The sequence below is a fragment of the Promicromonospora vindobonensis genome, from assembly GCF_042685865.1.
GTDB lineage: Bacteria > Actinomycetota > Actinomycetes > Actinomycetales > Cellulomonadaceae > Promicromonospora > Promicromonospora vindobonensis.
In genome coordinates this window covers 2,614,024-2,628,996 of record NZ_JBHUOG010000002.1, presented here as the reverse complement: position 1 = coordinate 2,628,996, position 14,973 = coordinate 2,614,024, and the positions used below count along the sequence as shown (strand labels likewise).

The window sequence follows — 14,973 nt, the reverse complement described above, 5'->3', positions numbered from 1 at the left end:
AGGGCCCAGATCTGTTTGGATGGGGCCCGTCTGGACCATCGAAGGAGCACCAGTGAAGAAGGCTGTTCGGCTTACCGCCCTCGCGGGAGCAGCGGCGCTCGCGCTCGCGGCCTGCGGCGCCGCCCCTGAGGAGACCACTGGTGGTGGCGAGCCCGCCGCCAGTGACTTCAAGCCCTGCATCGTCTCGGACCAGGGCGGGTTCGACGACAAGAGCTTCAACCAGCTCAGCTACGAGGGCGTCACCGCTGCCGCCGAGAAGCTGGGCACGACACCGCACGAGGTCGAGTCGGCGTCCGAGAGCGACTACAAGGGCAACGTCGAGTCGCTCGTCGCCGAGGGCTGCAACGCGATCGTCACGGTCGGCTTCGCCCTGTCGGCGACGACCATCGAGTCGGCGGCGGCCAACCCCGAGATCGACTACATCATCATCGACGACGCAGCGGACGCCGACTTCGACGGCCAGGCCGACTCCGAGAACATCAAGCCGATCCTGTACGACACCGCGCAGGGTGCGTTCCTCGCGGGCTACCTGGCCGCCGGCTACTCCGAGGCGGGCAAGGTCGGCACGTACGGCGGTCAGGAGTTCCCGACCGTCACCATCTTCATGGACGGCTTCAAGCAGGGCATCGACTACTACAACGAGACCAAGGGCGAGAAGGTCGAGCTCGTCGGCTGGGACGGCAAGAAGGGCTCGTTCACCGGCAGCTTCGCGGCCGACCCTGCGGCGAAGACCACCGCGCAGAACATCCTGGACCAGGGCGTCGACGTCCTGTTCCCGGTGGGCGGCCCGATCTACCAGGGCGCCATGGACGCGATCGCCGACTCCGGCAAGGACGTCGCCATCATCGGTGCGGACGCCGACTTCTTCGAGACCGACCCCACCACGCAGAACGTGGTCCTCACGTCGGTCCTGAAGCGGATGGACGTCTCGGCGGAGGAGGCTGTCGTCGCCTCCGGCAACGAAGAGTTCGACCCGACGCCGTACATCGGCACCCTCGAGAACGGTGGGGTGGACCTCGCGCCGCTGCACAACTTCGAGGACAAGGTCGACCCTGCGCTGTGGGAAGAGACCCAGGCGCTCAAGGAGTCGATCATCGCGGGTGAGGTCGAGGTGGAGTCCTACCTCGCCGAGTGAGCCGTATCGGTCGATGACCGAGACGTGACGCAAGATGGTCCCGGGGGGCACGGGTAGAACCGTGTGCCCCGGGACCTGTTATGAGCAGGACCCCCCTCGGGAAGGACAATCATGCGGCTCGAGCTGCGCGGCATCACCAAGCGCTTCGGCGCGCTCGTCGCGAACGACCACATCGACCTGGTGGTCCAGCCAGGTGAGGTGCACTCGCTCCTCGGCGAGAACGGGGCGGGCAAGTCCACCCTGATGAACGTGCTCTACGGCCTGTACCAGGCGGACGAGGGCGAGATCCTGCTGGACGACGTCGTCCAGCACTTCTCCGGCCCCGGCGACGCGATGGGCGCAGGCATCGGCATGGTGCACCAGCACTTCATGCTCGTGCCCGTCTTCACCGTGGCGGAGAACGTCATGCTCGGCCACGAGCAGACCCGCGGCGGCGGCAGGCTCGACCTGGAGGCCGCCCGCGCGCAGGTGCGGGAGATCTCGGCGCGGTTCGGGTTCCACGTGGACCCCGACGCCGTGGTCGAGGACCTGCCGGTAGGCGTCCAGCAGCGCGTCGAGATCATCAAGGCGCTCTCCCGGAACGCCGACGTGCTGGTCTTCGACGAGCCGACGGCGGTCCTCACGCCGCAGGAGACCGACGAGCTGATGGCGATCATGCGCCAGCTGCGCGACGAGGGCTCGGCGATCGTGTTCATCACCCACAAGCTGCGCGAGGTCCGGGAGGTCGCCGACCGCATCACGGTGATCCGCCACGGCAAGGTCGTGGGCGAGGCCCTGCCGACGGCGTCGGACAGCGAGCTCGCCTCGCTCATGGTGGGCCGCTCCGTCGAGCTCACGGTGCAGAAGGACGCGCCCACCCTGCGCGACAACGGCCTCAAGGTCACCGACCTGGTCATCACCCAGTCGTCAGGCACCGTGGCCGTCGACGGCGTGAGCTTCGAGGTGCGCGGTGGCGAGGTGCTCGTCGTCGCGGGCGTCCAGGGCAACGGCCAGACGGAGCTGACGGAGGCTCTGCTGGGCCTGCAGGACGAGGTGTCCGGCAGCATCACGCTCGACGGCAAGGAGATCGTCGGCCGCTCGGTCCGCAGCATCCTCGACGACGGCGTCGGGTTCGTCCCGGAGGACCGCACGTACGACGGGCTGGTCGCCGAGTTCACCATCGCGGAGAACCTGATGCTCGACCGCTCCGACGGTCCGCCGTTCGTCCGTCGTGGCGCGCTGCAGCGCGCCTACCGCGACCGGTTCGCCCGCGAGAAGATCGCGGAGTTCGACGTCCGCACGCAGGGCATCACCACGCCGGTGGGCCGCCTGTCGGGCGGCAACCAGCAGAAGGTGGTGCTCGCGCGCGAGCTCTCGCGCGACCTGCGCCTGTTCGTCGCGGCGCAGCCGACGCGCGGCGTGGACGTCGGCTCCATCGAGTTCATCCACAAGCGGGTGGTCGCCACGCGTGACGCGGGCGTACCCGTGGTCGTGGTCTCCACCGAGCTGGACGAGGCGGTGGCCCTGGCCGACCGGATCATGGTGATGTACCGCGGCAAGGTGGTGGGCATCGTGCCCGCCGACACCCCGCGTGACGTGCTGGGCCTGATGATGGCGGGGATCTCCCCGGAGGACGCGAAGGGAGCGGTCGCGTGAACGCGCCCGAGTCGAGTTCCGAGTCGAACTCCGAGCAGGAAGCCGGCCAGGATCCAGGCACGCTGGATCCAGGCACTGCCGAGGAGCTGGAGCAGGAGCGGGCCCGCGAGGCCACCGGACCGGTGGGCGACGCGGCGCCCGACACGGCGAGCCGCTTGGCCAAGGCCCTCCACCAGACGATGAGCAGCCCCTGGACCGTGTCCGTCGGCGCCGTGGTGCTCGCCATCGTGGCGGGCTCCATCATGATCGCCTTCACGGACGAGGAGGTGAAGGCTGCCTCCGCGTACTTCTTCGCCCGGCCCGCCGATACCTTCGTCGCCCTCGGCCAGGCGATCGGCGGTGCCTATTCGGCGCTGTTCCGCGGCTCGGTGGTCAACCTCCAGGCGCCGGACTTCGTGACCGCGATCCGGCCGCTCACCGAGACGCTCAACTACGCGACCCCGCTCATCGCGGCGGGCCTCGGCGTGGCGCTCGCGTTCCGGGCCGGCCTGTTCAACATCGGTGGCCAGGGGCAGATGCTCGTGGCGGCCGCTGCGGCCGGCTGGGTCGGCTTCGGCGTGAGCGGCGTGCCGTTCCCGCTGCACCTGCTGATGGCGCTCGTGGCCGGTATGGCAGCGGGTGCGCTGTGGGCAGGACTGGCGGGCCTGCTCAAGGCACGCACCGGTGCGCACGAGGTGATCGTCACGATCATGCTCAACTACGTGGCGTTCTACCTGATCTCCTACCTGCTGGCGACGCCGGGCCTGCTGCAGGCGCCGGGGTCGTCCAACCCGAAGACGCCGCCGACGGCGGAGTCCGCACAGCTCCCGCCGCTCATCGGCGACCGCTTCAACCTCCACTGGGGCTTCGTGCTGGCGCTGCTCGCCGTCGTGTTCGTGTGGTGGCTGCTGAGCAGGTCGTCCGCGGGCTTCGCGTTCCGCGCCGTCGGGGAGAACCCGCGCGCCGCCAGGGTGGCCGGTATCGACACGGGCCGCGCCACGGTGAACTCGATGCTCGTGGCCGGCGGGCTCGTCGGCCTTGCGGGTGCTTCGCAGGTGCTGGGTGGCGTCACCACGGGCTTCAGCTCCGACATCGACGCGGGTATCGGGTTCGACGCCATCACCGTCGCGCTCCTCGGTGGGTCCAACCCGTGGGGCGTGCTCGCCGCCGGCATCCTGTTCGGCGCGTTCAAGGCGGGTGGGTCCACCATGCAGGCTTCGCAGGGCATCCCGAGCGACATCGTCCTCGTCGTCCAGTCCCTCATCGTGCTGTTCATCGCCGCGCCGCCGCTGATCCGGGCGATCTTCCGGCTGCCGGACCCGAACCGGCGTCGGACACCGAAGAAGACGAAGGCGACCCGGGCCCGGAAGGAGGCGGCAGCATGACCGCCGACCAGATGACGACCCAGCTCGACGCACCGCTGTCGGAGACGACGCGGACCGTCACGCTGGTGTCGTGGAAGTCCGCGGGCGTGCTGCTCGCCGTCACCCTGCTGTACGCGCTGCTGCTCGTCGCGGTCCCGCACTCGGGTGACACCCGGTTCCTCCTGTCGCAGCGCGGGGACTTCTTCCAGATCCCCGTGATCGTGCTCCCGGCGGCACCGCTGGCCTGGGCGTGCGGCGCCGTCATGCTCGCGGCGACGGCGTTCGTCGTCCTGCGCACCGCGCGCGGGTCGAGGACCCCGCTGTGGGTCGTGGCGGTGTTCGCCTTCGCCGGTCTCACCGGCTTCCTGGCCTGGGCCGGAGCAGGCAGCCCGCGCGACCTGTCGGTGGTGGGCCTGCTCGGCGGTGCCGTCCTGTGGTCGGTGCCGTTCGTGTACGGCGCGCTGGGCGGCGTGATCGGCGAGCGTGCCGGCGTCGTCAACATCGCGATCGAGGCGCAGCTGCTCGGTGCTGCGTTCACGGCCGGCATCGTCTCCTCGGTCACGAACAGCGCACTGATCGGCCTGGCCGCCGCCGTGCTCGCCGGCGCGCTCGTCTCGCTCGTGCTCGGCCTGTTCGCCATCACGTACCACGTGAACCAGGTGATCGTGGGTGTGGTGCTGAACGTGCTGGTCGTCGGGCTGACGAGCTTCCTGTACTCGCAGGTGCTGCAGGCCGACGCCGCGACGCTCAACTCGACCACGCGGTTCTCGTCGATCCCGATCCCGGTGCTGTCGGACATCCCCGTGCTCGGCCCGGTCCTGTTCGACCAGCCGCTGCTGATCTACCTGATGTTCCTCGCCGTCCCCGCCGTCTGGTACGCACTGAACCGGACCCGCTGGGGCCTGCGCCTGCGGGCCGTCGGCGAGCACCCGAAGGCCGCCGACACCGTCGGCATCGACGTGGTGCGGACCCGCTACAACGCGGTGCTCGTCGCCGGCGCGGTGGCCGGGCTGGGCGGCGCGTTCTACACGACCGTCTACCTCAGCCAGTTCGGCGAGAACATGACCGGCGGCGCGGGCTACATCGCGCTCGCCGCCGTGATCTTCGGCAAGTGGGACCCGGTGCGGGCCGCCTTCGCCGGCCTGCTGTTCGGGTTCGCCTCCAACCTGCAGAACGTGCTGTCCGTCGTGGGCTCGCCCGTGCCGAGCCAGTTCATGCTCATGGTGCCGTACGTCGTCACCCTGCTCGCCGTGGCGGGCCTGGTCGGGCGGTCGCGTCCGCCGGCCGCCTCGGGCGAGCCGTACATCAAGGGATGAGGATGATCGACGTGGACCCTGTGGAACCGGCCGGCGACGTGGACTGGGACGGCCTGCGGGCGGCAGCCCGCAGTGCGCTCGACAAGGCGTACGTGCCGTACTCCCAGTACCCGGTGGGTGCCGCGGCGTTCGCCGACGACGGACGCCTGCTCACCGGCGCCAACATCGAGAACGCCGCGTACGGGGTGACGCTGTGCGCCGAGTGCTCCCTCGCCAGCGCCCTCGTGATGTCGGGAGGCGGGCGGTTCACTGCGTTCACGTGCGTGAACGCGCTCGGTGAGACGATCATGCCGTGCGGCCGGTGCCGTCAGATCCTGTGGGAGCACGGCGGGCCGGAGCTGCTGGTGGACACCCCTCTCGGCATTCAGCCGATGACAGAAGTACTGCCCCAGGCCTTCGGGCCGGGCGACCTGGACCACGTGCGGAAGGCAACCCGATGACCGAGCAGTTCGACGCCGTCGACATCATCCGCGCCAAGCGCGACCAGGAGGCCCTCGGCGACGCGCAGATCGACTGGCTGATCGACGCCTACACGCGCGGCGCGGTGGCCGACGAGCAGATGTCCGCGATGACCATGGCCATCCTGCTGAACGGCATGTCCCGCGCCGAGATCTCCCGGTGGACGCACGCGATGATCGAGTCCGGCGAGCGCATGTCGTTCGCCAAGCTCTCCCGGCCGACCGCTGACAAGCACTCCACCGGCGGCGTGGGCGACAAGATCACCCTGCCCCTCGCCCCGCTCGTCGCCGCGTTCGACGTGGCCGTGCCGCAGCTGTCCGGCAGGGGTCTCGGCCACACGGGCGGCACGCTCGACAAGCTCGAGGCCATCCCGGGCTGGCGGGCCTCGCTGACGAACGACGAGCTGATGGCGCAGCTCGAGTCGGTCGGCGCCGTCATCTGCGCCGCCGGCGCCGGCCTCGCGCCCGCCGACCGCAAGCTGTACGCGCTGCGCGACGTCACCGGCACCGTCGAGTCGATCCCCCTCATCGCGAGCTCGATCATGTCCAAGAAGATCGCGGAGGGCACTCGTGCCCTGGTGCTCGACGTCAAGGTCGGGTCCGGCGCGTTCATGAAGACCCTGGAGAGTGCGCGCGAGCTCGCCCGCACCATGGTCGACCTCGGGACCGACGCAGGGATGCGCACCGTCGCCCTGGTCACCGACATGTCGGTGCCGCTGGGACGCACCGCAGGCAACGCCCTGGAGGTCCGCGAGTCTCTCGAGGTCCTCGCGGGCGGCGGGCCGTCCGACGTCGTCGACCTGACGGTGGCGCTCGCCGTGGAGATGCTCGCAGCGGCCGACCGACCCGCCGCGGAGGCGGACGTCCGCGCGGCCCTGGCCGACGGCCGGGCCATGGACAAGTGGCGCGCCATGATCGCGGCGCAGGGCGGCGACGTCTCCGCTCCGCTGCCGGTCGCGAAGGAGTCAGAGACCGTGGTGGCGCCGGAGTCCGGGACGATGGTCTCGCTCGATGCCTACGCGGTGGGCGTCGCCGTCCGGCGCCTCGGTGCGGGCCGCGCGCGCAAGGAGGACTCGGTGCAGGCGTCCGCCGGCATCGAGATCCACGTGAAGCCGGGGGAGCCGGTCGCCGCCGGTCAGCCCGTGTTCACCCTGCACACCGACACCCCGGAGCGGTTCGCCCGGGCCCGCGCGGCGCTCGAGGGTGGCTGGACGGTCGAGCCGGAGGGCGTCGGCGGCGGCGTCCTCGGCGGCGCGCTGGCGGGAGCCGCGAGTGCGATGGCGACCGTCGACGTGGGTGCGGGCGCCCTCGTGGGGGCCGCCCTGGCGTCGGACCAGTCGGTGGTGCTCGACCGCATCGTCTGACCTGCGGGGCCGACCGTACGGCCGCAGCCCGGCGAGTGAGAGCCCGGATCGCCCACGCGCGCCAGCGTGGCGAACCGGCGAGTCGCTCGGACCCGGCTTAGATTGGCGACGTGCCGTCGACATTGCGCCTTTCGTCCCTGCTTGGCGGTATGCGTGCGTTCACCGGGCCGATACCGACGCCGCCACCGCCGGGGCGCTTCGAGCGGCCCGCCGTGCCGGAGGACGTCGAGCGGCACCTGGAGTCGGCGACGACCAGGGCCCGGCGCTCGGTGCTGGACCCGCTGGCTCGGGAGCGTGGCACCGGAACCGTCGGCTTCCCGCGGCGGCTGAACCTGCCGTCGCTCGACGGGACCACTGCTGCAGCCGTGCAGGTCGACGAGACCACCTGCGGATCGGCGGTCCTGGCGATGCTCGGCCTCGCCGGGGACCCACGGGCGGCACTGCGGCTCGCCGGCGAGGACCCGGCGAGCCGGTTCGTGCGCCTGCAGCACGCGGTCCAGGCGGCGACCAACCGGCGCGGACTGATCGTCGCGGGCTGGCCGCGCACCTACGGCACACCGCCCTGGGGCGCCGCTCGCTTCGCCAGCTACGGCGGCGTGCGCTACACCCACCGGGTGGCCGGCTCCCGCGCCCTGCTGGAAGCCGCCGTCGCGAGCGCACGCGCAGGCATCCCGGTACCCCTGTACACCGGCGGCGACGTCACGGGCGGCTGGGGCTCGGCGGTCCCGCGCCACGTCGTGCTGCTCACCCTGGCCGACGGCGAGGGTACCGACGGCAGCGCGGTCCTGTACGAGCCGTCGGGCGCAGGGCTGCACACCGTCCCCGTCGCCGCGCTGCTCGACCCGCCACCGGCGCCGTCGGGCGGGGCGGAGATGTCGCAGTCCACGGGCGAGCGCACCGCCGCGCGGGTGCGCAAGGCCCTGACCGCCGCGCTCGGCGGGTGGCCGCACATCGCGTGGGTGCTGCTACCGGAGCGTGCCGGCCGGTGGCACGCTGACGACGCGCGGGTGACGATGGAAGCCACCTGACGAGGAGGCCCCGATGAGCACGCTCCCTGGCCCGGACTCCTGGCGTGACGCCGGCCTGGACCCTCCCGAGGATGCCGAGGTCGACACCACGCACGAGCCCGACGAGTACGTCCCGGACGCGCCGCGTCCCGACAACGACGGCGCCGCCGAGGAGGCGGACGTCGTGGAGCAGGCCCTCGACGTCCCTGCGGACGACGACGAAGAACCGAGCCCCGACGCGGACTGAGCCAGACGGTAGGTTGTCAGCATGACCACGCAAGACCCCGGGGCACGCCCCGGTGAGGCGCTGATACGCGCCCTGCCCAAGGTTGTGCTGCACGACCACCTCGACGGAGGGCTGCGGCCGCAGACCGTCCTCGAGCTCGCGGACGCCGCCGGACACCCGCTGCCCGCCACCGACGCCGAGTCCCTCGCGGACTGGTTCCGTGACTCCTCCGACTCCGGTTCGCTGGTCCGGTACCTGAAGACCTTCGAGCACACGGTCGCCGTCATGCAGACGGCCGACAACCTGGCCCGCGTCGCGCGCGAGGCCGTGCTGGACCTCGCCGCCGACGGCGTCGTGTACGCAGAGCAGCGCTGGGCGCCGGAGCAGCACCTGGCCGGCGGGCTGTCGCTCGCCGAGACCGTCGAGGCGGTACAGGCGGGGATCGACGACGGCATCGCCGCGGCGGCGGGCGACGGGCACATCATCCGCGTGGGCCAGCTCGTCACCGCCCTGCGGCACCAGGACCGCTGGCAGGAGATCGCGGAGCTCGCCGTCACCTACCGGGACCTCGGCGTGGTCGGGTTCGACATCGCGGGGCCCGAGGCCGGGTACCCGCCGTCCCGGCACCTCAGCATCTGGCGCTTCCTCGCCGAGCACGACGTGCCCGTGACGATCCACGCAGGAGAGGCCGACGGTCTCGACTCCATCGGCCAGGCCGTGCACCTCGGGCACGCCGACCGGCTCGGCCACGGCGCCCGGATCATCGACGACATCGCCTTCGTGGCGAACGGCGACCCCGCCGAGAGCGGCCTGTCGGGCGACGGGCGCGGCGGGGCCGCCGATCTCGGCCGCCTCGCGCACTGGGTGCGCGACCACCAGATCCCGCTCGAGCTGTGCCCGGTCTCGAACCTGCAGACCGGTGCCGCCGAGTCGATAGCGAAGCACCCGATCACCCGTCTCAAGGAGCTGGACTTCGCCGTCACGCTCAACACGGACAACCGCCTGATGTCTCGCACGTCGATGACGCACGAGATGAAGCTGCTCGTCGACGAGGCCGGCTGGACGCTCGACGACCTCGTCGACGTGACAGTCACCGCCGCCTGGGGTGCGTTCATGCACCACGACGAACGGCGCGACCTCGTGGAGCAGGTACTCCTGCCCGCAATCCAGAAAGTCGAAGGTGCCCTCGTATGACCGCTCAGCCTGAAGCACCACGGCCCCCGGCCGTGCCGCACGACAAGGCGGCGCTCGCCGCGTTCGTCGACCACACCCTGCTCAAGCCGGAGGCCACGGCGAGCGACGTCGCCACGCTCGTCGAGGAGGGCGCGGAGCTCGGCGTGTTCTCGGTGTGCGTGTCGCCGTCGTTCGTGTCCCTCGCGGTCGAGGTGGCGGCCGGGCGGCTCGCTGTCGCGACGGTCTGCGGGTTCCCGTCGGGCAAGCACATGGGCGACGTGAAGGCCTTCGAGGCGGCCCGCGCCGTGTCCGACGAGGCGGACGAGATCGACATGGTGATCGACATCGGGACCGCACGCTCCGGCCGGTTCGACGTGGTGCAGGCCGACATCTCGGCAGTCCGCGCCGCGGTGCCGGGCGACCGGGTCCTGAAGGTGATCATCGAGTCGGCGGCGCTCACCGACGAGCAGATCGTGGGCGCGTGCAAGGCGGCCGAGGCCGCAGGTGCCAACTTCGTGAAGACGTCGACGGGCTTCCACCCGGCCGGCGGCGCCTCGGTGCACGCGGTGTCGCTGATGTCGCGCACCGTTGGCGCGGCCGGCGGGGGCAGGCTCGGCGTGAAGGCCTCCGGCGGGATCCGGGACCTCGACGCGGCGCTCGCCATGATCGAGGCGGGCGCCACCCGCCTGGGCCTGTCGGGCACGGCGTCGGTCCTGGCCGGTTTCGACGCGGGTGCTGCCGCACCCGCGCCGTCCACCGACACCTACTGACCGTCTCCGTCGAGTGCTGGGTATGTGTGGTCCAGACGCAGGTCTCCCCACGGATACCCAGTACTCAACGGATCAGCGGCGGGTCGAGAGCCACGCCTCCGTCGCCGTCCAGTGCTCCTTGAGGAGCACGTACTGGGTCTCGTGCCACGGCTTGACCGGCCCGGCCCAGTGGATCAGCCAGGGCTCCGCGACGATCTCCTGCGTCGGCCACGCGTTCCACCGCGCATCGAGCTGCTGGTAGCGCGACCCGGCATAGGCGTTGAGCACGTCCTGGTCGTTCAGCCCGTACCGCTCGGCGTACGGCATGAACTCGTGGGTGAACCGGTCGGCGCGCATGACCGCCAGGTCGAGCAGCAGGATGCCCGCGTTGAAGCCCCGGTACCCGTACCGGTGCCGTTGGGTCATGGCCCGCACCAGCTCGCGCGCGGCCAGGGGGTCGTGCGCCAGCAGCCGCGTGGACCGGATGACGTTGCCGATGCCGTGGCGGTAGTTGTACGAGATCGACGGACGGGCCGCCAGCGGCGCCCCGCCGAGGTCGGCGTCGAACAGCCCGGCCAGGTCCACCACGGACAGCGCGTCCAGGTCGTGGTAGATCACGCGGTCGAGATGCGGCAGCAGCTCTGGCAGCAGCAGGCGGTCCATCGTGGCGACCGTGATGTGCCCCAGCATGCCGAGCACCGCCCCGTAGTCGATGCCGTCGCAGGCGTACCACTCGAACGTGACCTCGGGGAACAGGTCGGCGAGCCGGCGGTGGTCGGCGGGGGTGTGGTCCCGCGTGAGGGCGATCACGCGCACCGGCCGGTCCGTGTGCCGCACCACTCCCGCGACGACCACCTCCATCTGTGAGCGCAGGTTCCCGTCCAGGGCCACGGCCACGGTGATGGTCCCCGTACCTGCCGGCACCGGCGCGCCCGTGCGGCCGGCCGCGGACAGCGCACGCGGCTCGGCCGCCTCGACCAGGACGCGCGTGGCGCGCACCCCGGCCACGACCTCGTCGACCGGTGAGGTGCCCGACGGCGCAGGCACCGGCGCGTTGTGCACCGCCAGCGCCCGCTCCACGTCGTCGGCCACCGTCGCGCGCCAGGTGGCGTAGACCTCGTCGCGGGAGGCGCCGGCGAGGATCTTGGCCATCGCGGGCGCGAGCACGGCCCGGATGTGCTCCCGCATGGCACGCCGGTCGGCCTCGTCCGCGTCGAGCAGGCCGGAGAACCGGATGTCGGCATCGTTCCTGGGCCGGAAGTCGACGTCCGCCCCGATGGCCCACGACGGGAGGAAGGCGTGCAGGCGCGACGTGACCACGCGGGAGAAGCGGGTCCGGTAGGCCTCCAGCAGGTCGACGGCGGTGTACAGGTTCCGGGCGAGGTCGTTGCCGCGCACCGAGGGGTGCAGGTGGGTGACCAGCTCGCCGCCTCTGTCGTGCTCCGGGACCGGCGTGTCCACGTACACGGTCGGCGCGCCCGCCGGTGCGGGCGTGAAGTCCGCAGGGAACACCGTGTCGATGGTCGTGGTGAGGCAGCCGCTGAAGAAGGCAGGCACGCCCGCGTTGAGGAGCAGGTGCACGGTGGTCCAGTCACGGCAGCCGATGGGCCCGTTGGCCCTGAGGTAGTCGACCGCGGCGGGCGTCAGGATGGCGTGCTTGTTGACGTGGAACGAGACGAACAGCGGCTGGAGGTTCTCGTGGAACGGGAAGTCGAAGCGCAGGTCGAACTGGCTGTGCATGTACCAGCCGAACGCGAGCATCCACGTGTTCTCCGGGACGGCGTCCAGGCGCGACATGTCGCGCTGCACGAGCGTCAGGTGCACGTCGGCGCCCGGTCCTGGCACCACCTGCTCGGGGCGTACCCGGCCGGCGAGGAAGCCGACGGGCTCGGTGACGGCGTCGTCACCGTGCAGCCGAACGCCTTCGTGCCGCAGCAGGTGGCCGAGGCTCGCGACGGTCTGCACCGTGTCGCCGATGTTGCTGGACGCGACCTTCTCGTCGGGCGCCTTGTAGTCGAGGACGGCGAACGACACCTGGCCTGAGGGCACTCGCGCGGGCGCGGCCGGGCGTAGGACCTTGTCGATCCACGGCGCCAGGTGGTCGATCGACGCCTGGACCCGAGCACTCCGGCCTGCGTCGTGCCCTGCGGCGTCGAGCGCCTCGGCCGCCGCCTCGGGCTCGTCCCCGATGAACAGGAGCTTCGCGATCTCGAGCAGCACAGCGGCGTCCACGACGAATCCGTGCCGCACCCAGGTGGTGGCGGTCCGCGCGACGTCGGGGCTGGCCATGGCGAGGCCCGCCCGGAGGTATTCCGCGGGAGCGAGGCGGGCGGCGTCGTCGGGCCCGAGCTGGCGCAGCAGGTCCCAGGCGAGCTCGCGCAGGCCGACCCGCTGGGCGATCAGTGCCGCACCGGCGACGCCCGCACGGCGCGTCTCGGGGTGCGCCATGAGCGAGTGGCACAACGAGCGCCACTGGGCCGTGTCCAGGCTTCGGGTCGTGCGGATGGACGTGGTGACCGCCTCGTCGATGGGCAGGCCACGGCGGAGGGCGGCGGTGAGCACGGCATCGCCGGAGAGCGGCTCTGGTCGTTCCTGGAAGGGGCGGTCCGCGGCGCGGTCGGGGGCCGACCACACCTCACGCGGCTGACGGTTCGCTTCCTTCGCGGCCGTCCAGGTCTCCTGGTCGGGCGCGGGCAGCGGGCGGGCATCGGGTACCGGGCCGGGCCGGTCATGATGCGGGTTGTGGAGGGGAATCGCGGTGGCGGTGAGCAGCGCCTCGGCGATCATCTCGTCAGCGGTATGGACCTGGTGCGCAGCCTCACCGGACGCGGTGAGACGGCGGCTTGCAGGGGACATGAAGGCTCCTCGTGGGGTGGCGGGGCATGGCGAGCACCGTCGTCCCAGCGAGCGGTCGAGCGTGCGCGGGTCTCCGACGGTGGCCCGAGCGTAGTGCCACCGGGTTACGCCCCGGCGACGCCTCGGTAGGCTCCCGGACATGTCTCTGCAACAACGCGTTGACCAGGGCGTTTCGCCGTCACAGCCCACCGAGCCCGGCACCGTCGTCGGCGGTCGGATGCGTAAGTGGGACGGCGCTCCGCACTGGCGGTACGACGGCGCGTACCTGGGTCGCGACGAGCACGGACTCTGGGTCGGCTACCGCACCGGAACCCTGTTCAGCAGGCCTGGCCGCCAGTTTCACACCAAGAACCCTGGCCTCATGCTCTTCGGCGACGTCGGGTGGGTCGCGGACATCTACCGTGGGCACCCCAGGGGCGCCCGCCTGTACATCGACCTCACCACGATCCCGGAGTGGCGTGCGGTGCCCGACGCCGGCGACGGGCCGGCGTTCGAGGTCTCAGCGGTCGACATGGACCTCGACGTGCTGGCCCAGGATCCGGGGAGCAAGCGGGCCAGGACACGCGGCGAGTCGTTCGTCGACGACGAGGACGAGTTCGCCGAGCACACGGTGAAGTACGGGTACCCGCCCGACGTCGTGGCCCGCGTCCGCGCGGACGCCGACGCCCTGCTCGCCACCGTCCGCGCCGGCGAGCCGCCCTACGACGGCCCGACGGCGGCGCGCTGGTTCGCGGTGCTCGACGCGCTGTGAGCGCGTCGCGGCCTCAGGACCCGGTGAGGACCAGGTCGTCCTGCTCCACCGCGGCGCGCCACTCGGCCTTCTCGGCCCGCCAGTGCTCGTCGTCGCGGCCCCGGCGCCAGTAGCCGGACGCCGACAGCAGCTCGCGCGGCACCCCCAGCGTCCCGCGCGCCCAGCGGCGCAGGTCGCGGACACAGCCGGCCTCGCCGTGCAGGAACGCGTGCGGCACACCGTCGGGCAGCTCGGCGGCCTCGACGACGTCGGCCACGTGGGCGCCCGTGGACCGGTGCACCCACGTGATGCGGACGTCGGCGGGGCTGGTGATCTCCTGCTCCTCCGATGCGTCGGCGACCTCAACGAAGACGCGGGCGACCGCGTCCCCGGGCAGGGCCTCGCACGCGGCGGCGATGGCAGGCAGGGCGGACTCGTCGCCGACCATGAGGTGCCACGGAGCGTCGGGGGAGGGTGCGTAGTCGCCCCCAGGGCCCATGAAGGAGACCTCGTCACCCGGCTGGACGTTCTGTGCCCATGGCCCGCCGTAGCCGACGGCGCCGTGGGTGACGATGTCGATGTCCCAGCTCGCCTCGGCGACGTTGCGGACCGTGTAGGTGCGGAGCACGGGCCGGCCCTCCGGCTCAGGGGACTCGGCCATGACGAGCTTGATGTAGCGGTCCGTCAGCGGCGTCGGGTCGACGGCCGCCAGGGCCTCGCCACCGATCGTCACCCGGATCATGTGCGGTGTCAGCTGCCGGACTGCGGTCACGGTCGCCGTGGTGCGGACCCCCTTGCGGGGCTTGCCGTTCGGTGCGTTCGTGGTCTGCGACATTGTGAGGTAAGCCTAACCTCCGGGGTGGCGGGGCGTGGGTGTGGCGTGCGTCACTGGCTGAAACCTTCCCGGGCTGACACCGGAGGTGCCGGCGGGCCCCTGCCGCCCGCCTAGCATTGGGGTCCGTCATCGACCACTTTCTGTCA

General features: G+C 71.7%; 13 protein-coding genes. 11 read left to right on the top strand and 2 right to left on the bottom strand.

Annotated elements, in window-relative coordinates:
• Positions 1-52: 52 nt before the first annotated feature.
• From ACFS27_RS24990 to deoC, 10 genes are all read left to right on the top strand, one after another.
• Positions 53-1,135 (top strand): BMP family lipoprotein, encoded by a 1,083-nt coding sequence (locus ACFS27_RS24990; protein ID WP_377189115.1) that lies wholly within the window; start codon positions 53-55, stop codon positions 1,133-1,135.
• A gap of 111 nt (positions 1,136-1,246) precedes the next feature.
• Positions 1,247-2,770, top strand: coding sequence for an ABC transporter ATP-binding protein (locus tag ACFS27_RS24985; protein WP_377189112.1), 1,524 nt, complete (start codon positions 1,247-1,249; stop codon positions 2,768-2,770).
• A complete protein-coding gene (locus tag ACFS27_RS24980) occupies positions 2,767-4,134 on the top strand; it encodes an ABC transporter permease (protein ID WP_377189109.1) in 1,368 nt (455 codons plus the stop codon). The genes ACFS27_RS24985 and ACFS27_RS24980 overlap by 4 nt, the downstream gene beginning before the upstream one ends.
• Positions 4,131-5,429 (top strand): ABC transporter permease, encoded by a 1,299-nt coding sequence (locus ACFS27_RS24975; RefSeq protein WP_377189106.1) that lies wholly within the window; start codon positions 4,131-4,133, stop codon positions 5,427-5,429. The genes ACFS27_RS24980 and ACFS27_RS24975 overlap by 4 nt, the downstream gene beginning before the upstream one ends.
• Before the next feature lie 2 nt (positions 5,430-5,431).
• Entirely contained in the window at positions 5,432-5,869 is a 438-nt protein-coding gene (locus tag ACFS27_RS24970) for a cytidine deaminase (RefSeq protein ID WP_377189103.1), read from the top strand.
• Entirely contained in the window at positions 5,866-7,251 is a 1,386-nt protein-coding gene (locus tag ACFS27_RS24965; RefSeq protein WP_377189100.1) for a thymidine phosphorylase, read from the top strand. The genes ACFS27_RS24970 and ACFS27_RS24965 overlap by 4 nt, the downstream gene beginning before the upstream one ends.
• 149 nt (positions 7,252-7,400) lie before the next feature.
• Complete coding sequence (locus ACFS27_RS24960) at positions 7,401-8,279, top strand: hypothetical protein (protein WP_377189097.1); 879 nt, start codon at positions 7,401-7,403, stop codon at positions 8,277-8,279.
• Positions 8,280-8,292: 13 nt separating this feature from the next.
• Positions 8,293-8,505, top strand: coding sequence for a hypothetical protein (locus tag ACFS27_RS24955; RefSeq protein WP_377189094.1), 213 nt, complete (start codon positions 8,293-8,295; stop codon positions 8,503-8,505).
• 21 nt (positions 8,506-8,526) lie between these two features.
• Positions 8,527-9,678 (top strand): adenosine deaminase, encoded by a 1,152-nt coding sequence (locus ACFS27_RS24950; RefSeq protein WP_377189091.1) that lies wholly within the window; start codon positions 8,527-8,529, stop codon positions 9,676-9,678.
• Positions 9,675-10,427, top strand: a complete 753-nt coding sequence (gene deoC / locus ACFS27_RS24945; RefSeq protein WP_377189088.1) for a deoxyribose-phosphate aldolase — start codon at positions 9,675-9,677, stop codon at positions 10,425-10,427. Before ACFS27_RS24950 ends, deoC begins: the two co-directional genes overlap by 4 nt.
• A 72-nt stretch (positions 10,428-10,499) precedes the next feature.
• On the opposite strand, the gene ACFS27_RS24940 is transcribed toward deoC, so the two are convergent.
• Positions 10,500-13,262, bottom strand: coding sequence for a glycosyltransferase (locus ACFS27_RS24940; protein ID WP_377189085.1), 2,763 nt, complete (start codon positions 13,260-13,262; stop codon positions 10,500-10,502).
• A gap of 139 nt (positions 13,263-13,401) precedes the next feature.
• On the opposite strand from ACFS27_RS24940, the gene ACFS27_RS24935 reads away from it, so the two are divergent.
• Positions 13,402-14,013, top strand: coding sequence for a DUF402 domain-containing protein (locus tag ACFS27_RS24935; protein ID WP_377189082.1), 612 nt, complete (start codon positions 13,402-13,404; stop codon positions 14,011-14,013).
• 13 nt (positions 14,014-14,026) lie between these two features.
• On the opposite strand, the gene ACFS27_RS24930 is transcribed toward ACFS27_RS24935, so the two are convergent.
• Positions 14,027-14,827: a siderophore-interacting protein gene (locus ACFS27_RS24930; RefSeq protein WP_377189079.1), complete on the bottom strand. Its 801-nt coding sequence runs from the start codon at positions 14,825-14,827 to the stop codon at positions 14,027-14,029.
• Positions 14,828-14,973: the final 146 nt, after the last annotated feature.